Below are 19,185 nucleotides of genomic sequence, written 5' to 3' on the forward strand. Positions count from 1 at the left end.
CGGAACCGGGACGGGGTCGGCGCCCGGAACCCTTCGCCGCAAAGTGCATAAAGGATTCATATAAAACAGCTATGCTTCGAGCATGAGTCACCAAGACCCCGCGCCCGACGCCCCCGCCGCCATCGGGTCGGCCCTCTACGGCCTGGCCACCAGGGCCGTGAGGCGCCTTCCCCGCGACATGAGCCTCACCTCCGCCGCGACCCTGGCCACCCTGGACAAGACCGGCCCGCGGCGGATCACCGATCTGGCCGCGGCCGAGGGCGTCACCCAGCCCGCGATGACCGTCCTGGTCCGCGGCATGGAGGAATCCGGCCTGGTCGAGCGGACGGGCGATCCGTCCGACAGGCGGGTCACGCTGGTGTGCCTGACCGAGGCCGGCGCGTCCTACGTCCGGACGCGGCGCCAGGCGGGCGTCGACGCGTACGCGCGGTTGGTCGAAGGGCTCACCGATGACGAGGTCGAGGCCCTGGCGGCGGCCCTTCCGGCGCTGCTGCACCTGGCGGAGCTCGAGAGTCACGCCGGGGCGGAGCCGGAGCAGTCGCCGCGGCCCAAGCGCAGGACCGGCCGATGAGCACCGCCCCGATACGTTCCGGGACACGGGCGCTGGTCCCCGCCCTGATGTTCATCGCCCTGGTCGTGGCGGCGGTCGGCAGCCTCGGGACACCGCTCATCACGAGCGTGGCGACCACGTTCCACGTCTCCCTCGACAGTGCCCAGTGGACGCTGACCATCGCGCTGCTCAGCGGTGCCGTCGCCACACCCGTCCTCGGCCGGCTCGGAGCCGGCCCGCACCGGCGGGCCACGATCCTCGCGACGCTGGCGATCGTCGTCGTGGGCAGTGCGCTCACCGTGCTGCCGCTCCCGTTCGGGTGGCTGCTCGTCGGCCGGGCGGCCCAAGGCGTCGGACTCGGCCTCACCGCGCTGTTGATGGGCGTGGCCCGCGACCACCTTCCCGCGGAGCGCAGCGCGGCCACGATCGCCCTGATCTCCGTGGTCTCCATCATCGGAGCCGGCGTCGGCTACCCGCTCGTCGCCCTGCTCGCCGAGTTCGGTGGGCTGCGAGCCGCCTACGGCCTCGGCCTGCTCGTCACCGCCCTCGCTCTCCTGACCGCCTGGCGCTCCGTGCCCGCGGCTCCCGCAGGCCGCTCCGCCCGAGTGAACGTGGCCGGCGCGATCGTCCTGGCGGGCGCGCTGTTCCTCGCCCTGTTCCTGGCCGGCGAGCGGAGTCTGTGGAGCCGTCACCTCGCCGTGGCGGTGACCCTCGCCGTCGTCGCCGTGCTCCTGCTCGGCCTGTGGACCACCTCCGAGCTGCGCAGCAGGACGCCGCTGGTCGACGTCCGGGCGGTACGGCACCCGGCGGTCGCCGGCGCGAACATCGCGATGTTCGTCGGCGGGAGCGGCATGTACCTGCTGCTCACGCTCATCACCCGCTACGCGCAGACGCCGCCCGGCGCCGGCTACGGCTTCGGGCTGACCACCTTCGCCGCGGGGCTGGTCCTCGTCCCGTTCTCCGTGCTGGGGTTCGTCGCCGGCAGGCTCACGCCGAGGGTCCGCGAACGGATCGACGGCCCGCTGCTGCTGGCCGGCAGCGCCGCCGTCGTCGGCTGCGGGTTCGTCGTGTTCGCCACGGCCCGGTCCGGCCTGGCCGAACTGCTGGTGGCCATGGGCGTGCTGGGCCTCGGCGTCGGCAGCTTCTCGGCCGCCATGCCCGGTGTCATCCTGGCCGTCACACCCACGAGCGAGACGTCGAGCGCCATGAGCTTCAACTACGTCGTCCGCAGCGTCGGTTACTCCCTGGGCAGCGCCATCGGCGGCCTGGTGCTGGCGGCCGGCACCGCCACCGGCCGCCTCTTCCCGGACGACGACGCCTACACCACCGCGGCGTTGGTGGGCATCGCCGCGATGGTGATCACGGCGATGACCGGCCTCGCTCTCGCCCGCCGCCGCACACCCGGGACCGGTCCGACCGCGGCCCCGGACGGTGTGCCGGTCGGTGCGCCGGGCCGGGGCCGGTCGAGTCGGACCGGAAGCTGAGGACGCCGGCATGCGGTTCCGGGGACCGTGGCCACCGAGCCCCGGCAGGCGCTCAGGTCGGCCTTCGACGGTTCCCCGGTGACCGCGACCGGCTCAGGCCTCGACGACCTCGACGGCCTCGTCCACCGCGTCGGCGCCGTCCGCCTCGTCGACCTCCACGCCGTAGGCCATCACGGCCTGGCGCAGGCCGCCCGGGTACCCGGCGAGGGCCGGGGTGAAGTCCCAGTCGCCCGCCTCGTCGCGGTCGAACCGGCCCAGGCGCATCGCGGTGTTGGTCTCCGCACCGTCGGCCAGGTGCACCACCGACGCGGGCTGGTCGGCGCCCGCCTCCAGGATCAGCGCCGGCCCGCCGAAGCCCGCCATGGTGGCCCCGGGGTGGTTCTCGGTGTCGGCCGCGGCGACGATGACCAACCGGTCGGCCTCGGCGGGCAGCGCGTCGAAGTCGACCATCAGACAGGCGTTGGCGTCGCCGTACCCGGTCACCAGTCGCACCGAACCGTCCGGCGTCGACCCGTTGTTGTAGAACACCAGGTGCTCGTCCGAGAGTGCGGCGTTCCCCCGGCAGACCAGCGCCGCGATGTCGTACTCCTCCTCGCCGGTCCAGTGCAGCAGCAGCCGCGCCGGCTCGGTGGCGACCTCGATCGCCGGCAGGCCGTCCGCCTCCCCGGCGCCGTCCGCGGCGCCCGCGCCGGCACCGTCCTGGGCGGCGGCGAACACCTCGTGGAAACCGTGGTGCTTGAGCAGACCGACCAGCTCGGCGCCGTTGATCAGGGTGACCGGCTTGCCCGCCACGAACTGGTGCGAACTCGGGCCGAACCTGCTGGTGGTGACGAGTACGGCCTTGGTGGCCGCCCCGTCGTGCTGCAGCGTCCCGTAGAGGTCCCGGACGGCCGTCGGGGCGACGGTGTCCCGGTACCGCTTCACCTGCACGATCACGTTCCCGCCCCGGAACGGGTCGGTGTCGAGCCCGCGGACGTCCACCCCGCCGTCCCGCGAGCGGGCCGTCAGCTCGACCTTCATGCCCATGGCCTCCATCAGCCGGGCGATCAGCCTCTCGAACTCGACCGGGTCCATCGCCAGCAGCAGCTGGAGCTCGCGCACCCGCCGCGCCATCCGGCCGCGGTCGGCGTTGGTGTCGTCGCGCAGGTGGCGGAAGAGCATCCGCTGCGCGCGGCGCTCGTCGGTGTCGGGGGTGCTGAGGCGGTGGAGCTTACGGCTCCGGGACATGTGGTGCTCCCTTGGCGGTGACGACTGCGGCAGGCGTCACCGTAGGGGATCGGATGACACCGCGTCAGCGCCGTCGCACAAACGAGACCTTTCCGGAGGGATCGGATGCCGAGCACCGCCCGCCCGAGGCGGCCTGCGCCCGGCGCGCAGCCGCTTCGTGATCGGCCCCGGACGGCCGACGACGTGGGGCTTCGACCGTGGCCCGGCGTGCCCGCCCCGCGGCCGGACGGCCGGGCAGCGGCCCGCCAGGCAGTCGCCCGGCTGACCTGGGCTCTGTTCGGCCGGGAAACGCCGTTGTCCGCACCCGTCCGCCGGGTGGACGCTGGGCGGGACCACGAACGACCAGCGCGTACGAGGAGCCGCCGGTGAGCAGTGGATGGGCCGCGGACGTCCTGCTGGGTGTCGTCGTGCTGGCGGGCGCGTCCGTGCAGCGGATGACGGGGATGGGGTTCGCGCTGGTCGCGGCGCCCGCCCTGGTGCTGCTGCTCGGCCCGGCGCAGGGCGTGGTGCTGGCGAACTGCGCGGCCGGTGCGATCAGCGCGGCCGGGCTGGTGGACGGCTGGCGGGAGGTGCGGGTGGCGGCGATGCTGCCGTTGATCGCCGCGGCCGCCTGCACCGTACCGGCCGGGGCCTGGGTGGCGGCCCGGCTGCCGGAGCCGGTCCTGCTGGCGGGCATGGGGGTGCTGGTGACGGCGGCCGTGCTGCTGGTGATGGCAGGCGCCCGGGTGCCGTCGCTGCGGGGCGCCGGGGGAGCGGTGGCCGCCGGTGCGGCGAGCGGGTTCATGAACTCCTCGGCGGGGGTCGGCGGCCCGGCCATCTCGCTCTACGCCGTCAACGCGGGCTGGTCGGTGCGGGAGTTCGTGCCGAACGCGCAGTTCTACGGGGTCGTGGTGAACGCCTTCTCCGTCACGGCCAAGGGCCTGCCCCAGCTGACCGCGCCGCTCTGGGTGCTGGTCTCGGCCGCGACGGCGCTCGGCGCGCTGGCCGGCCGGGCGCTGGCCGGTCGGATCCCGGACCGCCGGGCCCGGTCGCTGGTGCTGCTGCTGGCACTGGCCGGCGGCCTCACCACTCTGGGCAAGGGGCTGTGGGGGCTCTGAGGCCCGGGCCTGAGCTGCGGCGGACCGGGTGACCCGTCAGGTCCGGTCCGTCCGGCCCGGCCGGTCAGGCGGTGGCGCGGGAGCGGCGGAGCAGGTAGGTGCCGGAGACGGCGGCGACGACGGCCATGCAGGCGGTGAAGACGAGGCCGGCGTGGGCGAGGCCGAGGGGTTCGGAGAGCAAGCCGACGCCGATGACCGGGATCGAGATGCCGAAGTAGGCGACCACGAAGAGCGCGGAGAGGACGCCGCCGCGGTGCTCGGCGGGGGCGGCCGCGGCGACCTCCCCGACCGCGCCGCGCAGGCCCATGCCCTGGCCGGCGCCGCCCACCAGGGCGCTGAGCAGCAGGGGCGGGAGGGTGGTCCAGGCGAGTGAGGCGGCCAGCAGGGCGAGCCCGGCGATGAGCACCAGGCAGCCGAGGGGGATCGCCCGGGCGGTGCCCAGCCGCGGCACCACGAGCTGGCCGAGGGTGGAGGCGAAGAACCCGGTGAAGACGACGAGGCCGACGACGGCGCGGTTGTCGATGCCCAGGCTCTGCGCGAGGAAGGCGGGGGTGACGGAGGTGAAGACGCCGAGCAGGGAGAAGCCGGCGAAGGCGGCGAGCCCGGCGGGGACGAAGACCCCGCGGACCTCGGGCGGCAGGGTCGGCAGCTTCGGGCGGGCGGTGCGCAGCGGGCGGGCCCCGGCGACGGTCTCGGGCAGCAGCCAGAGGACGGCGAAGGACGCCGTGATCAGCGCCAGGTGGACGACGAACGGCAGGACGAGGGGGTCCGGCGCGTATTCGGCGAGCAGCCCGGAGAGCAGGGTGCCGCAGCCGAGGCCGCCCATGTTGGCGGCGGTGGCGACGAAGCCGGCCCGGGCCCGACGCCCGGGCGGGGCGAGTTCCAGGACGTACGCGGTGGCGGTGCCGGTGAACAGGCCCGCGGACAGGCCGGACAGCAGACGGCCCAGGACCAGCAGCGGCAGTCCGCCCTCGGCCAGGAAGGCGAGGGCGCTGCAGGCGGCGAAGAAGAGCCCGCAGAGCAGGACGGGGCGGCGCCCGACGGCGTCGGAGACGGTGCCGACGAGCAGCAGCACGCCGATGACGCCGAGGGCGTAGACGGCGAACACCACCGTGACGGTCTGTTCGGAGAAGCCGATCTCCTCCTGGTAGAGGCCGTACAGCGGGGTGGGCAGGGTGGTGCCCGCCATGCAGACGGCGAAGGCGGCGGCCGCCCCGAGGTAGCCGAGGCGGTCGACGACGGGCCGCGCAGTCTGATGATCGGTCATTCGCCCACGGTAGGTGCCCCCGCCTGTCGTCCCCGCGGCGCACGCGGCCCGGCTGGGCCGAACGGGTGTGCCGACGGCACGCGCGTCAGGGGGGCGGGTCGGTTCGCGGGTCGGGCCGGGGGTCAGGGCAGGGTGAGGCAGAACGGGTGCCCGGCCGGGTCCAGGAGGACCCGGACCCGGTCGCCGCCGAGCGGCTGGTGCCCGGGCCTGACCGCGCCCAGCTCCAGCAGCATCGCCTCGGCGGCGTCGAGGTCGTCCACCTCGAAGTCGAGGTGGATCTGCTGCGGCACGTCCTGGCCGGGCCACTGCGGGGTGCGGTAGCCGTCGACCCGCTGGAAGCCGATGAACAACCCGTCCCCGCGGGTGAGCCCGGAGAATTCGGCGTCCGACTTCGGATGCGGCTCGAACCCGGTGGCCTGCCGGTAGAAGGCGGCCAGCGCGACGGGGTCGGCGCAGTCGAGCGTGATCGCGGCGAGCTTCAGCGGCGGCGGGGGCATGGCGGTCTCCCTGGCGGTCGGGTGTCGGGTGTCGGGGGTCGGGGGTCGGGCTCGTGCGCGGCCTCGCGTGGTGCCGCAGCGCTGCCGCCCCACCGTAGTGATCGGCCCGCCGCCCGCGCGACCGGTTTCCGCGACACGGGCGAGATGCTCGCGCAATACCTATAGGGGGTATATCGTCCGCGCTGTGACCGCCAGTCGAGGGGGGAACCGACGCGTATGAGCGCCATCCTGCACGCGCTGTCCATCACCGGATCGATGACCTGGGAGATCACCTGGGCGCTGATCCTCGGCTTCCTGCTGTCCGCCGTGGTCCAGGCCGTCGTGCACAAGGCGACCGTCGTCCGGCTCCTCGGCGACGCGCGCCCCCGCACCCTCGCCGTCGCCGCGCTCCTCGGCGCGGCCTCCTCCTCCTGCTCCTACGCCGCGGTGGCGCTCGCCCGGTCGCTGTTCCGCAAGGGCGCCGACTTCACCGCCGCGATGGCCTTCGAGATCGCCTCCACCAACCTGGTCGTCGAACTCGGCGTCATCCTGGCCCTGCTGATGGGCTGGCAGTTCACCGCCGCGGAGTTCGTCGGCGGGCCGATCATGATCGTGGTCCTCGCCCTCCTCTTCCGCGTCCTCCTGCGCGAGCGGATGCTGCGGGAGGCCCGCGAACAGGCGGACCACGGCCGGGCCGGCTCGATGGAGGGGCACGCCGCGATGGACATGTCCGTCCGGGGGAGCGGCTCCTTCGCCCGGCGGCTGCTCTCCCCGCGCGGCTACACCGCCACCTCGCACGTCTTCGTCATGGAGTGGGCGGCCATCCTCAAGGACCTGGTGATCGGCCTGCTCATCGCCGGCGCCATCGCCGCCTGGGTGCCCGACTCCTTCTGGCAGGCCTTCTTCTTCGTCGACCACCCGCTCGCCGCCAAGGTGTGGGGCCCGCTGGTCGGCCCGCTGGTGGCGATCGCGTCCTTCGTCTGCTCGATCGGCAACGTGCCGCTGGCGGTGGTGCTCTGGAAGGGCGGCATCAGCTTCGGCGGGGTGATCGCCTTCATCTTCGCCGACCTGCTGATCCTGCCGATCCTCAACATCTACCGGAAGTACTACGGCCGCCGGACGGCCCTCTTCCTCCTCGGGACCTTCTACGTCGCCATCGTGGTGGCCGGGTACGTGGTGGAGTTCACCTTCGGCGCCCTGGGGCTGGTGCCCGACCAGAGCGACGCGGAGATCCCGATGGAGGGCGTCAGCTGGAACTACACCACCTGGCTCAACATCGCCTTCCTGCTGCTGGCCGCGGCCCTGGTGACCCGTTTCTTCCGCACCGGCGGCGCTGCGATGCTCCGGATGATGGGCGGCGGACCGGACGAGGCCCACGGGGGCGGACCGGACGAGGCCCACGGCGGCGCGGACGGTCACGGCCACCGCGGGAGCCCACCGGTCGGCCACTGACCCCGTGGACCGGATCATCACGCTTGCCGGGGGAGCGGCTCGGTGGCAGCCTGATTGACCATGATCAACACGCCCACGCAGCCACTGGACGACTTCACCGCGCACCGCCGACTCCTCTTCGCCACCGCCTACCGCCTGCTCGGCAGCGTCGCCGACGCGGAGGACGTGCTGCAGGACGCCTGGCTCAAGTGGTCCGACACCGACCACGGCGCGGTCGCCAACTCCCGGGCCTACCTGGTGCGCACGGTCACCAACCTCTCGCTGAACCGGCTCACCTCGGCCCGCGCCACCCGCGAGTCCTACGTCGGACCGTGGCTGCCCGAGCCGCTGCTCACCACACCCGACGTCGCCGAGGAGGCCGAACTGGCCGACACCGTCTCCACCGCGGTGCTCGTCCTCCTGGAGAGCCTCACCCCCGTCGAGCGGGCCGCCTTCGTGCTGCGCGAGGCCTTCGGCTACTCGTACGGCGAGATCGCCGCGATCCTCGACCGCAGCGAGGCGACGGTGCGCCAGACCGCCCACCGGGCCCGCGAACACGTCCGGGCCCGGCGCTCCCGCTTCGACAGCGACGCGGACCAGCGCCGCGAGGTCACCGGCCGCTTCCTCGCCGCCTGCGCGGGCGGGGACCTGAACGCGATGATGGAACTGCTCGCCCCCGACGTGACCGCCTGGGCCGACGGCGGCGGCAAGGTCACCGCGGCCCGCCGCCCGCTGCACGGTGCGGACGGCGTCGCCCGCTGGATGATCGGCGTCCTCGCCAAGCCCCACCTGCGGGACATCGCCCGGCAGCCGGCCGTCATCAACGGGGAGGAGGGCATCCTGTTCACCGTCGACGGCCGCCCCGTCGGCGCGCTCACCTACGACCTCACCGACGGCCGCATCCACCACCTGCGCTTCCAGGTCAACCCGGAGAAGCTCCGCGGCCTCCACTGACCGCACCGGCCCCGGCCCACCGCCGCCCCGGTCGTCGCCCGGCGGACGCGTCCCGCCGGGCGGCCGGTGGTCGGCGGTCGGTGGGCGCCGGGGTGGCGGTTCGGGCGGGCGGTCGGGCATCGGTGCAGGTCAGGCGGGCAGCGGACCGGGCGTCAGATGGCGTAATGCTGCGGCAACCCACCGGTGGGCCACCCGCCCCTAGGGTTCTGGCTGACCCCGCAGCAGTCCGCCAGGAGCAGCCGATGACCAGCGAGAACCCGACCCGGCCCGCAGTGCGCCGGCTGCGCGCCGACCGGGCCCGGCAGGTCGCGGACGTGCTGCGCCACCAGGTGCTCGGCGACGTCTACCGCGGCGGCCAGCTGCCCCACGAGGAGCAGCTGGCCGAGGAGTTCGGCGCCTCCCGCAACACCGTCCGGGAGGCCCTCGACCTGCTGCGCGCCGAGGGCCTGGTCCGCCGGGTCCCCGGTTCGGGGACGCTGGTGGTGGCGGAGAAGCTGCCGCACGGGCTCACCCGCCTGCAGGGCCTCGCCGAGACGCTGCACGAGCACGGCGAGGTGACCAACGAGGTCCGTGCCTTCGGCCCGGTCCGGGCTCCCGGCCCGGTGGCCCGGAGGCTGGGCCTGCCCGAGGGCGGCGACGTGCTGTACGTCGAGCGGCTGCGGCGCCTGGGCGGGCTGCCGCTCTCGCTGGACCTCACCTACCTCGCGCCCGACCTGGGTGAGCGGCTGGACCCGGCCGACCTCGTCGACCGGGACGTGTTCCGGCTGATCGAGGACGCCGCCGGGCAGCCGCTCGGCGCCGCCGACATCACCCTGGAGGCCGTCAACGCCGACGCGCACTCCGCCACCGTCCTCGAAGTCCCGCGCGGGGCCGCCCTGCTGATGCTGGAGCGGCTGACCACGCTGGCCGACGGGCGCCCCGTCGACCTCGAGTACGTCCGCTTCCGCGGCGACCGGATCACCATGCAGGGCCGGCTGCTGCGCGACCTTTCCTGAGGAATCCCCATGGCACTCGCCGACCACCGCTCCGACGTGCCCGTCACCATCGACGCCTCGCTGTGCATCGACGGCTGCACGCTCTGCGTCGAGGTCTGCCCGCTCGACTCGCTCGCCATCGACCCGGCCACCGGCAAGGCCTCCATGCACGTCGACGAGTGCTGGTACTGCGGCCCGTGCGCCGCCCGCTGCCCCACCGGGGCGGTCACCGTCAACATGCCCTACCTGCTGCGCTGAGGAGCCCTCCCGGATGCCCCACGACAAGATCAGACCCGTGCTCGCCGCCGCGCTCCTCGCCGCCACCGCCTGCACCGCCACCGCCTGCACCTCCCCGGCCGCGGCCGACGGCACCGTCGAGGTGGTGGTCGGCTACCAGTCCAAGACCATCAACACCGTCACCGCCGGGACGCTGCTGCGGGCCCAGGGCTACCTGGAGCAGCGGCTCGCCGAGCAGGGCCGCAAGGACGGCCGGAGCTACCGCGTCACCTGGCAGGACTACGACTCGGGCGCGCCGATCACCGCCCAGATGCTCGCCGACAAGATCGATATCGGCTCGATGGGCGACTACCCGCTGCTGATCAACGGCTCCCGCGCCCAGGAGGCCGGCGGCCCCGGCACCCGGCTGGTCTCCGTCACCGGCTACAACCTGCTCGGCGCGCTCAACAGCGTCGTCGTCCCCGCCGGATCGGGCGCCCGCACCCTGGCCGACCTCAAGGGGAAGACGGTCTCCACCTCCGTCGGCTCCGCCGCCGACGGCACCCTCGTCCAGGCCCTGCGCCGGGCCGGCGTCGTCGACTCCGACGTCCGGAAGCAGAACCAGCAGCCCGCCGTCGGCACGTCCGCCCTCAAGGCCGGCAGCGTGGACGCCCTCGCCCAGTTCGTCGCCTGGCCCGGCGCCGTCGTCTTCGGCGACGGCGCCCGGCTGCTCTACGACGGCTCCGCGCTCCAGCAGCCCACGCTGCACGGCGTGGTGGTACGGCAGAAGTACGCCACCACGCACCCCGAGGTGGTGCAGGCCTTCCTGACCGCCCAGGCCGACGCCACCCGCTACCTCAACGAGCAGCCGCTGGCCGCCGCCGGGAAGGTCGCCGCCGCGACCGGCCTGGCCCCCGAGGTGGTCTACCTCTACAACGGCCCGAACGGCATCGCCACCTTCGCCACCGCACTGCGGCCCGAGCTGCTGGACGCGCTGCGCAAGGACGTGCCCTTCCTCGCCTCCGTCGGCGTGCTCAAGGCCCTCGACCTCGACCGCTTCGTCGACCCGCGGCCGCTCGCGCGCGCCGCCCTGCCGGACGTCCCCCCGGCCAGGATCACCGGCACCGACCCGGTCTGCGGGCGGCCCGCCGACGACCCGAAGCTCGCCGGGGAGGTCTGGTACCGGGGCGAGGCCGCCACCCGGCCCGCCGCCGACCCCGGCTGCCTGCTGCGCGCGCTCAAGGCCGGCGGCGGCACCGTCCGCGCCGCCTACGTGCCCGACGCCGCCACCGGCACCCGCTGGTTCGCCGACAAGGACCACTGGGTCCAGGACGGCAGCCGGCTGCTGCCCTTCACCACCGAGGACGGCGCCGCCGCCTACCTCGGCGCCCACCCCGGCGCCCGGCCGCTCTCCTACGACCAGGCCCTGGCGGCGGCGTGACCACCGTCCTGGGCCGCCCCGCCGCGCCGCCGGCCCCGCCCGCACCGGCCCCGCGGCCGCGCGGGGGCGGCGGACGGGCCCGCCGGTGGACGCTGCGCGGCGCCGCCCTGCTCGCCTTCGTCGCCCTCTGGCAGCTGCTCACCGTGCACCGGGTGCGGCTCTGGGTGCGCTTCGACCACCTGCCCACCGCCGACCAGGTCGGGCGGGCGCTGGTCCGCCAGGTCGCCACCGGGCAGTACTGGCAGGACCTCGCCGAGAGCCTGCGGCGGATCGGCGGCGGCTTCCTGCTCGCCGCCCTCCTCGGCGTCGCCACCGGCGTGCTGCTGGCCCGCTCGCGCACCGCCGCCGACCTGCTCGGCCCCGTCCTGGAACTGGTCCGGCCGATCCCGGCGATCGCCCTCGTCCCGGTGGCGATCATGCTCTTCCCGGAGAACGAGCAGGGCATCGTCTTCATCACCTTCGCCGCGGCCTACTTCCCCGTCACCGTCGCCACCCGGCACGCCGTGCGCGCGGTGCCGCCCCGGTGGGAGGAGGCGGTGCGCACCATGGGCGCGGGCCGCGCCCGGGTGCTGTGGAGCGTGGTGCTGCCCGGCGCCCTGCCGGGCGTCGTCGGCGGGCTGTCCGTGGGCATCGGGGTGGCATGGATCTGCGTGATCTCCGCCGAGATGATCTCCGGCCAGTTCGGCGTCGGCTACCGCACCTGGCAGGCCTACACCGTGCTCGACTACCCCGGCGTGTTCGTCGGCATGGCCACCATCGGCCTGCTCGGACGCCTCACCTCCGGCGCCGTCGAACTGCTCGGCCGCCGCCTCACCCGCTGGCTGCCGCCCACCCCCGGGAGCGACTGATGCTGCGACTGACCGCCCGCGGGCTCGGCCTCGGCCACGCCGGACACCCCGTGCTGAGCGGCGTCGACCTCGACGTCGAGCCCGGTGAACTCCTGACCGTGGTCGGCGCCTCCGGCTGCGGCAAGTCCACCCTGCTGCGCGCCCTGGCCGGACTGCACCCCGCGGGCGAGGGCGAGCTGCTCGCCGACGGAGCCCCGATCACCGTGCCGTCCGCCGAACGCGCCCTGGTCTTCCAGGACGACGGCCTGCTGCCCTGGCGCACCGCCCGCCGCAACGTCGAACTGCCGCTCGCCGTCCGCCGGGTGCCCCGCGCCGAACGCCGCGCGGCGGCCGCCGACTGGCTGGCGAGGGTCGGCCTGGACGACCACCGGCACCGGCTGCCCCGGGAGCTGTCCGGCGGACAGCGCCAGCGCGTCCAACTGGCCCGGGCCCTGGTCGGCGCACCGCGCGCCGTCCTGATGGACGAGCCGTTCGGCGCCCTGGACGCCCGCACCCGCGCCGGGATGCAGCAACTCCTGCTCTCCGTACGGGCGGAGCACCAGTGCACGATCGTCTTCGTCACCCACGACGTGGACGAGGCGCTGCTGCTCGGCGACCGGGTCGCCGTCCTCGGCGGCGGTACCCTCGCCGACCTGCACGAGGTGCCCCGGCCGCGCCTGCCCGGTGCCGCCGCACTCGTCGCCACCGCCGTGACCGGCGCCGCCGCACCCGGCGTCCCCGTACCCGGCACCGGCGCGACCGCCTCGCCCGGCACGGCCGCACCCCGCGCCGCCTCCCCGGCCACCGACGGGACCGACCCGGCGCTGCTCCGGCTGCGCGAACGGATCCTCGCCCGACTCTCCTGAAAGGCACCCCCATGCACCTCCCCGACCCGGCCGGCGCCCGCAGGCTGCACTGCGACGTCCTCGTCGTCGGCGGCGGAACCGCCGGCTCGATGGCCGCGATCAGCGCCGCCGAGGCGGGAGCCGACGTCCTCCTCCTGGAGAAGGCCCACGTCCGGCACTCCGGCGCGCTCGCCATGGGCATGGACGGCGTCAACAACGCGGTCGTCCCCGGCCGAGCCGAACCCGACGACTACGTCGCCGAGATCACCCGCGCCAACGACGGCATCGTCGACCAGCGCACCGTCCGCCGCACGGCGACCCGCGGCTTCGCCATGGTCCAGCGCCTCGAGGGCTACGGCGTCAAGTTCGAGAAGGACGAGCACGGCGAGTACCAGGTCCGCCAGGTGCACCGCTCCGGCAGCTACGTCCTGCCGATGCCCGAGGGCAAGGACGTCAAGAAGGTGCTCTACCGGGTGCTGCGCCGCCGGGACATGCGCGAACGGATCCGGATCGAGAACCGGGTGATGCCGGTCCGCGTCCTCACCCGCGACGGCCGGGCCGTCGGCGCCGCCGGGTTCGACACCCGCAGCGGCGAGTTCGTCACCGTCTCGGCCGGCGCCGTGATCCTCGCCACCGGGCCCTGCGGCCGCCTCGGCCTGCCCGCCAGCGGCTACCTCTACGGCACCTACGAGAACCCGACCAACGCCGGTGACGGCTACGCGATGGCCTACCACGCCGGAGCCGAACTCAGCGGCATCGAGTGCTTCCAGATCAACCCGCTGATCAAGGACTACAACGGCCCGGCCTGCGCCTACGTCGCCAACCCCTTCGGCGGCTACCAGGTCAACCGGCACGGCGAGCGGTTCGTCGACTCCGACTACTGGTCCGGACAGATGATGACCGAGTTCGCCGCCGAACTCGCCTCCGACCGCGGCCCGGTCTACCTGCGCACCACCCACCTGCCCGAGGAGACCGTCCAGGCGCTGGAGGGCATCCTCCACACCACCGAACGCCCCACCCGCGGAACCTTCCACGCCGGGCGCGGCCACGACTACCGCACCCACGACATCGAGATGCACATCTCCGAGATCGGCCTGTGCGGCGGCCACTCCGCCAGCGGCGTCTGGGTCGACGACAACGCCGCCACCACCGTCCCGGGCCTCTACGCCGCCGGGGACCTCGCCTGCGTCCCGCACAACTACATGATCGGCGCGTTCGTCTTCGGCGACCTCGCCGGCACCCACGCCGCCGCCCACCTGCCCGCGCAGCGGGCCGAACTGCCCGCCGACCAGATCGCCGCCGCCCACGAGCTCGTCTACCGCCCGCTGCGCCACCCCGACGGCCCGACCCAGCCGCAGGTCGAGTACAAGCTGCGCCGCTTCGTCAACGACTACATCGCCCCGCCCAAGACCGACGCCAGGCTGTCCATCGCCATCGAGCACACCGAACGGATGCGCGCCGAGGTCGCCGCCATCGGCGCCCGCACCCCGCACGAGCTGATGCGCGCCGTCGAGGTCGACTTCATCCGGGACTGCGCCGAGATGGCCGCCCGATCCTCGCTCGCCCGCGCCGAGAGCCGCTGGGGCCTCTACCACCAGCGGGTCGACCGCCCCGAGCGCGACGACGCACGCTGGTTCCGCCACCTCAACCTGCGCAAGAACGCCGCCGGCGCCATGGAGTTCCTCACCCGGCCCGTCGCCCCCTACCTGGTGCCCGTCGACGGACTGGAGCCCCCGGGCGGCGAGCCCACCGTCCTCGGCGAGGTGCACCCGCTGCCGGTCGGCCGCACCGGCGCCACCCCCGGTACGCCCCGCAGCGCACCGGCCGCCGGCACCGCACCCGCCGGCTCCCCCCGACTGCTCGACCTGCTGCGGACCGCCGAACGGACGCCCACCCTGGCGGAGTTGACGCCCTACCTGGCGGATCCGGCCGCCGATGTGCGGCGCGCCGCCGTCGCCGTGCTCACCGAGGCCGCCCCCGACGGCACCGGCCCCGCCCTCACCCGGGCCCTCACCGATCCCGACGAGCTGGTCCGGGCCGCGGCCGCCGCCGGGCTGCGCGAACTGGTCGAGGTCCTGGACGCCTCGCTCGGCCCCGCCCTGCAACAGGCCGCCGGCGCCGGCGACCCGGTCGTCCGGGCCGCCGCACTGGACCTCTCCCGTTCACTGCGCACCGGCACCGCCGCGCTGTACACCGCCGGGCTCGGCGACTCGGCCGTCCCGGTCCGCCTGCAGGCCGTCCGCGGGCTGGTCGCCCTCGACGCCGCGGACCGGCTGGCCACCGCCGCCGGCGACGCGGCGCGCGAGGTCCGGGTCGCGGCCGCCGAAGGACTCGGCACCGTCGGGCAGCCGACCGTCGCCGCCGTCACGGCGCTGACCGCCCTCACCACCGACGCCGACCCGCTGGTCCGCGCCGCGGCCCTCCAGGGCGCCGCCGGCATCGGGTGCCCGCCCGTGCTGCTCACCCGCGCCCTGGCCGGCGCCACCGACGGGGCGTGGCAGGTCCGGCGGTCGGCCGCCACCGCGCTGGGCACCGCCGCGGCCCTCGGACCGCTCACCCGCCTCCTCGACGACGCCAACAACGACGTCCGCAAGTCCGCCGTCCGCGCCCTGGCCCCCCACGCCGCCGACCCCGTCGCCTCCCCCGCGCTCCGCGCCCGGCTCGCCGACTCCGACGCCGACGTCCGCGCCTACGCCCGCCTCGCCCTCCGCGCCGCCCGCGACCCCGCCTGACGGCGCGACGGCATGCCGGATGCGACGGCACGACAGCACGACGGTGCGACAGCGCGACAACACGACGGCCCCGCACGCTCCGAGGTGGAGCGGCGGGGCCCGTCGCCGTCCGCGGCTACCGGCCCAGGTCTCAGGCCCCGCGCGGGCGGGGCCCGGTGGCGGGCGGGGCGGCGTCCTCGATCGACGCCAGCAGCCGGGCGCGGACGTCCGCGGCCGCCGCCCGGGTGGCCGGGTCCCCGCTCGCCAGGAGCTCGGCGAGGAGTTCGACGGCGGCGGCCAGCACCGGCACCGGCACGGTGGCGGTGCGCAGGTGGAGCAGCTGGGAGGCGGCCCGTTCACCGGCGGTGGTGGTGGGAGCGGTGGGGATGAGGTTCTGGATGCCCCGGGGGAGCTGACTGGTCATCGGCCCATTGTCCCGGCAGGTCCCGCGGCACGTGGGGCGGCGCCGCCGACCAGCACGATGCCGGGGCCATGGCCAACGGCGTCGCCATCGTGCTCAGCACGGGTGGCGAGATCAGCTCCCACCTGTGACGCCGACGGTGCGTCAGCCGCTCGGGGTGCCGACCTGGTCGCGTTCGAGGGCGGACCGCAGGGTCGCGAGGGCCGCCGCGACCGCCGTCAGGGAGGGGCCGTCGAGGGTGCCGCCGAGCAGCTCGGCCAAGGTGCCGGTGAAAGTGCGCTGTGCCGCGTCGACGAGCCGGGTGCCGTCGGCGGTGAGGGCCAGCAGCGAGGACCGGCGATCGGCGGGGTTCGGCTGCCGGGCGGCCCACCCCAGCTTCTCCAGGCGGTCGACGCCCTTGCTGGTCGCCCCCACGCCGATCGCGAACTCGGCGGCGAGGTCCGCCACCCGGCACCCGGGGTGGTCGCGCAGGTAGCTCAGGAACTCGTACTGCGAGGTGACGATCCCGTGCTGCTCGCGGAGCCGGTCGTTGAGGGCGTTGTACAGCCGCGTCTCGCACCGGACGAGGTCGGAGAAGACGCCCGGCAGGTCGCTCGCGGCGTTCTCGCCATCCAATGTATATTCCACGGCATATAGTGTACGGGAAGCTACTTGCCCTGGGGAGAGTGCACATGAGCAGCGAACAGCGCGCACGGGTCGACGCGATCCTGCGGCAGCCGGGCCCGGAGGGCCCGCAGTCGGTCGAGCAGATCCGGGCCGGGTTCCGCGCCCTGATGGCCGGGATGACCGTGCCCCACGACCGCATCCGCACCACGCCGACCACCCTCGGGGACCGGCCCGCCCTGCGGGTCGAACCGGCCGGGGACGCAGGGGCCGCAGGGGACACAGGGGTCGTAGGGGTCGTAGGAGCGGGGGCCGGCAGCGGGACCATCCTGTACTTCCACGGCGGAGGCTGGGTCTTCGGCTCACCCGAGACCGCCCTCGGCCTGACCGGGAACCTCGTCGCAAGGACCGGACTCGGCGCCTACTCGGTCGACTACCGGCTCGCCCCCGAACACCCCTTCCCGGCCGCGATCGAGGACACCCTGAGCGCCTACCGCGCCCTCCTCGACCGCGGCGAGGACCCCTCGACGATCGTCTTCGCCGGGGACTCCGCCGGCGGCGGACTCGCCGTCACCACCTGCCTGGCCGCCCGGGACGCGGACCTTCCGCTGCCGGCCGCCCTGCTGGCCCTCTCCCCGGGCGTCGACGCGACCCGGAGCGGCGAGAGCATGGACACCAAGGAGGGCGTCGACCCGATCTTCACCCGCGCCGCCCTCGCGCACACCGGGGCCCTGTACCTCGCCGGAGCCGACCCGCACCAGCCGCTGCTCAGCCCGGCCGTCCTCGCCGACCTGACGGGCTTCCCGCCGATGCTGATCCAGGTCGGCGCCAACGAGCTGCTGCTGGACGACTCCACCCGCCTGGCCGCGCGGGCCAGGGCCGCCGGTGTGGACGTCGTCCTGGACGTCACCGCCGACGTACCGCATGTGTTCCAGGCCTTCGCGGGCGTCCTCGACGAGGCGGACGAGGCGCTGGACCGTGCCGCGCTCTTCCTGCGCCAGCGCGTCAGCGCGGGCCGGTAGGCGGCGGACGCGCTGACGGCAGCCCGGCGGCCTGGCCCCTGGCTCCTGGCTCCTGGCCCCTGGTCCGGTCCGGGCTGACCGGGCTGACCGGCGGTGACCCGAGCGGGGTCGGCCCCGGCGGCCGGGCGGATCCGGCGCATCCGGTCGAGGGCTCCGGAGGCGGGTGGCATGATCGCCACCGTCACGATTACCGGACCGACCGGAGGCCAGCGGTGTCCGCACTCCACGACTTCGCCACCTGGGAGCCGCTGCTGCGGATCCTGCGCGGGGACCACGCCGCGGCCCTCGCCGAACCGGGCGGCTACGTGGCGGGGAGCTTCGACCGGCACGGGTACAGCCTTCCCCTGCGGTGGCGGACGCCGCAGCCCGGGGGCGCCACTCCGCCGGAGAACCGGGCGCAGCTCGAAGCGGCCGAGCGGGTGCGGGGTGCGATCGCCGGGGCCGGGATCGAAGCTCTGGCGCTCGTCGCGGAGATCCCGCCGTGCGGGCGGGCGGTGCTCCGCCTGTTCGACCACGGCGCGGCCGTCGAGTCCCCCCTCGGCAACGCCCACCCGGGCGCGCTGCTGCTGGTCGAGGGCGCCGTGCCCGAACCGTGGCGCCGCCTGCCCGAGGCCGTGCCGGGGGCGGGGCCGGCCCCGTCCGCGGACCCGGCCCTGCTGGAGCGGACGCTGCGCGAGCGGATACCCGACGCCATCGGTGCCACCGAGGAGGAGATCGCCGCGGCGGAGGCCCGCCTGGGTGTCGCGCTGCCCGAGGAGGTCCGTGCGCTCTACCGGGTGACCCGCGCCCGGTGGGAGGACTGGGACGGCGACTTCGACGCCGGCCAGCGCGTCGACGACGCGGTCGGCTTCGAGCTGTTCCACCTGGACCGCCTCGCGATCGCCGACGCGTCGTCCCGGTCGTTCCGCTGGGGGACCGCGGCGACCGAGGCGGCCGGCACCGCCCCTGGGGCGGCCGTGCAGGGCCTGGTCGGCTCGCCCGGATGGATCGTCATCGGCGACACGGGCGGCGGGGGACGCGTCGCCGTGGACCTGACGCCGGGGCCGCGCGGCCACCACGGGCAGGTGATCGTGCTCGCCCCCGAGTGGAGCGTCGGAGCCGACCTGCTCGCCGAGTCCCTCACCGACCAGGTGCTGCACCCGGACCGGGACGGGTACGCGGGGCGGATGCCGGGCCGCGCGCGGGCGGTGGTGCGGCTCCACGGCGAGTGGCCCGGCGAGGTCGAGGCCGCGGCCCACCCCGACCTGGAGGTGCTGACCCTCGGCGGCTGGCGCGGCGACCGGGTCAGCCTCGCGCCCGTGGCCGGGCTGCCCCGGCTCCGCACCCTGTGCGCCGGCCCCGGGGCGCTCGCCGACCCGCTGGAGATCGCCCGGCTGACCGGTCTGGAGTTCCTGGAACTCCCGCCGGAGGAGTGGCGGGCCCTGCTCGACGCCGGGGCCGTCCCGCGCGGGCTCTCGGCGGCCGAGATCCTCGCCTACACCGACCGGGACCCGCGGGCGGTCGTGGCTCTGGCGAACGAGCTGCTCGCCCTCCGGCACCGCCCCCTGATCACCGAGACCGTGGTGGAGGGCGAGCTCGGACCGCTGCGGTAGCGGCCGCCCGGCTCCCGGGGGCGCGAGGGCCCGGGCGGGGGCGGCTG

18 protein-coding genes are annotated in these 19,185 nt (G+C 75.1%); 13 read left to right on the plus strand and 5 right to left on the minus strand.

Features of this window, described 5'->3' with window-relative positions:
• Positions 1–82: 82 nt before the first annotated feature.
• Entirely contained in the window at positions 83–571 is a 489-nt protein-coding gene (locus ACIRS1_RS21355; RefSeq protein ID WP_402842101.1) for a MarR family winged helix-turn-helix transcriptional regulator, read from the plus strand.
• Positions 568–2,034 carry an MFS transporter gene (locus tag ACIRS1_RS21360; protein ID WP_402842104.1) on the plus strand — a complete coding sequence of 489 codons (1,467 nt, stop codon included), beginning with the start codon at positions 568–570 and terminating at the stop codon, positions 2,032–2,034. Before ACIRS1_RS21355 ends, ACIRS1_RS21360 begins: the two co-directional genes overlap by 4 nt.
• A gap of 93 nt (positions 2,035–2,127) precedes the next feature.
• Here ACIRS1_RS21360 and ACIRS1_RS21365 read toward each other — a convergent pair whose 3' ends face one another.
• Positions 2,128–3,261, minus strand: coding sequence for a restriction endonuclease (locus tag ACIRS1_RS21365; protein WP_402842106.1), 1,134 nt, complete (start codon positions 3,259–3,261; stop codon positions 2,128–2,130).
• Between the two features lie 365 nt (positions 3,262–3,626).
• Between ACIRS1_RS21365 and ACIRS1_RS21370 the strand changes: the two genes are divergently transcribed.
• The gene (locus ACIRS1_RS21370; RefSeq protein WP_402842108.1) at positions 3,627–4,358 is read left to right on the plus strand and encodes a TSUP family transporter; all 732 of its coding nucleotides are present in this window, start codon (positions 3,627–3,629) and stop codon (positions 4,356–4,358) included.
• A gap of 64 nt (positions 4,359–4,422) precedes the next feature.
• Here the strand turns inward: ACIRS1_RS21370 and ACIRS1_RS21375 are convergent, their stop codons facing one another.
• Both ACIRS1_RS21375 and ACIRS1_RS21380 read right to left on the minus strand, forming a co-directional pair.
• On the minus strand, positions 4,423–5,625 hold the full coding sequence (locus tag ACIRS1_RS21375) for an MFS transporter (protein WP_402842110.1): 1,203 nt from the start codon (positions 5,623–5,625) through the stop codon (positions 4,423–4,425).
• Between the two features lie 122 nt (positions 5,626–5,747).
• Positions 5,748–6,122, minus strand: a complete 375-nt coding sequence (locus ACIRS1_RS21380) for a VOC family protein (protein ID WP_402842113.1) — start codon at positions 6,120–6,122, stop codon at positions 5,748–5,750.
• Positions 6,123–6,338: 216 nt separating this feature from the next.
• Between ACIRS1_RS21380 and ACIRS1_RS21385 the strand changes: the two genes are divergently transcribed.
• The 8 genes from ACIRS1_RS21385 (at position 6,339) to ACIRS1_RS21420 (ending at position 15,521) form a co-directional block, all read left to right on the plus strand.
• A complete protein-coding gene (locus tag ACIRS1_RS21385) occupies positions 6,339–7,553 on the plus strand; it encodes a permease (protein ID WP_402842116.1) in 1,215 nt (404 codons plus the stop codon).
• 60 nt (positions 7,554–7,613) lie between these two features.
• Positions 7,614–8,486 carry an RNA polymerase sigma-70 factor gene (locus ACIRS1_RS21390; RefSeq protein ID WP_402842119.1) on the plus strand — a complete coding sequence of 291 codons (873 nt, stop codon included), beginning with the start codon at positions 7,614–7,616 and terminating at the stop codon, positions 8,484–8,486.
• A 242-nt stretch (positions 8,487–8,728) separates the two neighbouring features.
• Positions 8,729–9,481 (plus strand): GntR family transcriptional regulator, encoded by a 753-nt coding sequence (locus tag ACIRS1_RS21395; protein ID WP_402842122.1) that lies wholly within the window; start codon positions 8,729–8,731, stop codon positions 9,479–9,481.
• A gap of 9 nt (positions 9,482–9,490) precedes the next feature.
• Positions 9,491–9,718, plus strand: a complete 228-nt coding sequence (locus tag ACIRS1_RS21400; protein ID WP_402842124.1) for a ferredoxin family protein — start codon at positions 9,491–9,493, stop codon at positions 9,716–9,718.
• A 13-nt stretch (positions 9,719–9,731) separates the two neighbouring features.
• Positions 9,732–11,117, plus strand: a complete 1,386-nt coding sequence (locus ACIRS1_RS21405; RefSeq protein ID WP_402842127.1) for an ABC transporter substrate-binding protein — start codon at positions 9,732–9,734, stop codon at positions 11,115–11,117.
• Complete coding sequence (locus ACIRS1_RS21410) at positions 11,114–11,965, plus strand: ABC transporter permease (protein ID WP_402842130.1); 852 nt, start codon at positions 11,114–11,116, stop codon at positions 11,963–11,965. Before ACIRS1_RS21405 ends, ACIRS1_RS21410 begins: the two co-directional genes overlap by 4 nt.
• Positions 11,965–12,810, plus strand: a complete 846-nt coding sequence (locus ACIRS1_RS21415) for an ABC transporter ATP-binding protein (protein ID WP_402842132.1) — start codon at positions 11,965–11,967, stop codon at positions 12,808–12,810. The genes ACIRS1_RS21410 and ACIRS1_RS21415 overlap by 1 nt, the downstream gene beginning before the upstream one ends.
• 11 nt (positions 12,811–12,821) lie before the next feature.
• Positions 12,822–15,521 carry a fumarate reductase/succinate dehydrogenase flavoprotein subunit gene (locus ACIRS1_RS21420; protein WP_402842134.1) on the plus strand — a complete coding sequence of 900 codons (2,700 nt, stop codon included), beginning with the start codon at positions 12,822–12,824 and terminating at the stop codon, positions 15,519–15,521.
• Between the two features lie 130 nt (positions 15,522–15,651).
• On the opposite strand, the gene ACIRS1_RS21425 is transcribed toward ACIRS1_RS21420, so the two are convergent.
• Positions 15,652–15,924 carry a hypothetical protein gene (locus ACIRS1_RS21425; RefSeq protein ID WP_402842137.1) on the minus strand — a complete coding sequence of 91 codons (273 nt, stop codon included), beginning with the start codon at positions 15,922–15,924 and terminating at the stop codon, positions 15,652–15,654.
• A 141-nt stretch (positions 15,925–16,065) separates the two neighbouring features.
• A complete protein-coding gene (locus tag ACIRS1_RS21430) occupies positions 16,066–16,548 on the minus strand; it encodes a MarR family winged helix-turn-helix transcriptional regulator (protein ID WP_402842140.1) in 483 nt (160 codons plus the stop codon).
• 44 nt (positions 16,549–16,592) lie between these two features.
• Between ACIRS1_RS21430 and ACIRS1_RS21435 the strand changes: the two genes are divergently transcribed.
• Both ACIRS1_RS21435 and ACIRS1_RS21440 read left to right on the plus strand, forming a co-directional pair.
• On the plus strand, positions 16,593–17,546 hold the full coding sequence (locus ACIRS1_RS21435) for an alpha/beta hydrolase (RefSeq protein WP_402842143.1): 954 nt from the start codon (positions 16,593–16,595) through the stop codon (positions 17,544–17,546).
• 212 nt (positions 17,547–17,758) lie between these two features.
• Positions 17,759–19,138, plus strand: a complete 1,380-nt coding sequence (locus ACIRS1_RS21440) for an SMI1/KNR4 family protein (protein WP_402842145.1) — start codon at positions 17,759–17,761, stop codon at positions 19,136–19,138.
• Positions 19,139–19,185: the final 47 nt, after the last annotated feature.

The sequence above is a fragment of the Kitasatospora sp. NPDC101176 genome, assembly GCF_044768035.1.
In the GTDB taxonomy this organism is placed as follows: Bacteria; Actinomycetota; Actinomycetes; order Streptomycetales; family Streptomycetaceae; genus Kitasatospora.

Bases quoted from the DNA above. Each gene is read 5' to 3' on its own strand.
- ACIRS1_RS21355 (WP_402842101.1), top strand. From the start codon at position 83: ATGAGTCACCAAGACCCCGCGCCCGACGCCCCCGCCGCCATCGGGTCG.
- ACIRS1_RS21360 (WP_402842104.1), top strand. From the start codon at position 568: ATGAGCACCGCCCCGATACGTTCCGGGACACGGGCGCTGGTCCCCGCC.
- ACIRS1_RS21365 (WP_402842106.1), bottom strand. From the start codon at position 3,261: ATGTCCCGGAGCCGTAAGCTCCACCGCCTCAGCACCCCCGACACCGAC.
- ACIRS1_RS21375 (WP_402842110.1), bottom strand. From the start codon at position 5,625: ATGACCGATCATCAGACTGCGCGGCCCGTCGTCGACCGCCTCGGCTAC.
- ACIRS1_RS21380 (WP_402842113.1), bottom strand. From the start codon at position 6,122: ATGCCCCCGCCGCCGCTGAAGCTCGCCGCGATCACGCTCGACTGCGCC.
- ACIRS1_RS21385 (WP_402842116.1), top strand. From the start codon at position 6,339: ATGAGCGCCATCCTGCACGCGCTGTCCATCACCGGATCGATGACCTGG.
- ACIRS1_RS21390 (WP_402842119.1), top strand. From the start codon at position 7,614: ATGATCAACACGCCCACGCAGCCACTGGACGACTTCACCGCGCACCGC.
- ACIRS1_RS21395 (WP_402842122.1), top strand. From the start codon at position 8,729: ATGACCAGCGAGAACCCGACCCGGCCCGCAGTGCGCCGGCTGCGCGCC.
- ACIRS1_RS21400 (WP_402842124.1), top strand. From the start codon at position 9,491: ATGGCACTCGCCGACCACCGCTCCGACGTGCCCGTCACCATCGACGCC.
- ACIRS1_RS21405 (WP_402842127.1), top strand. From the start codon at position 9,732: ATGCCCCACGACAAGATCAGACCCGTGCTCGCCGCCGCGCTCCTCGCC.
- ACIRS1_RS21415 (WP_402842132.1), top strand. From the start codon at position 11,965: ATGCTGCGACTGACCGCCCGCGGGCTCGGCCTCGGCCACGCCGGACAC.
- ACIRS1_RS21420 (WP_402842134.1), top strand. From the start codon at position 12,822: ATGCACCTCCCCGACCCGGCCGGCGCCCGCAGGCTGCACTGCGACGTC.
- ACIRS1_RS21425 (WP_402842137.1), bottom strand. From the start codon at position 15,924: ATGACCAGTCAGCTCCCCCGGGGCATCCAGAACCTCATCCCCACCGCT.
- ACIRS1_RS21435 (WP_402842143.1), top strand. From the start codon at position 16,593: ATGAGCAGCGAACAGCGCGCACGGGTCGACGCGATCCTGCGGCAGCCG.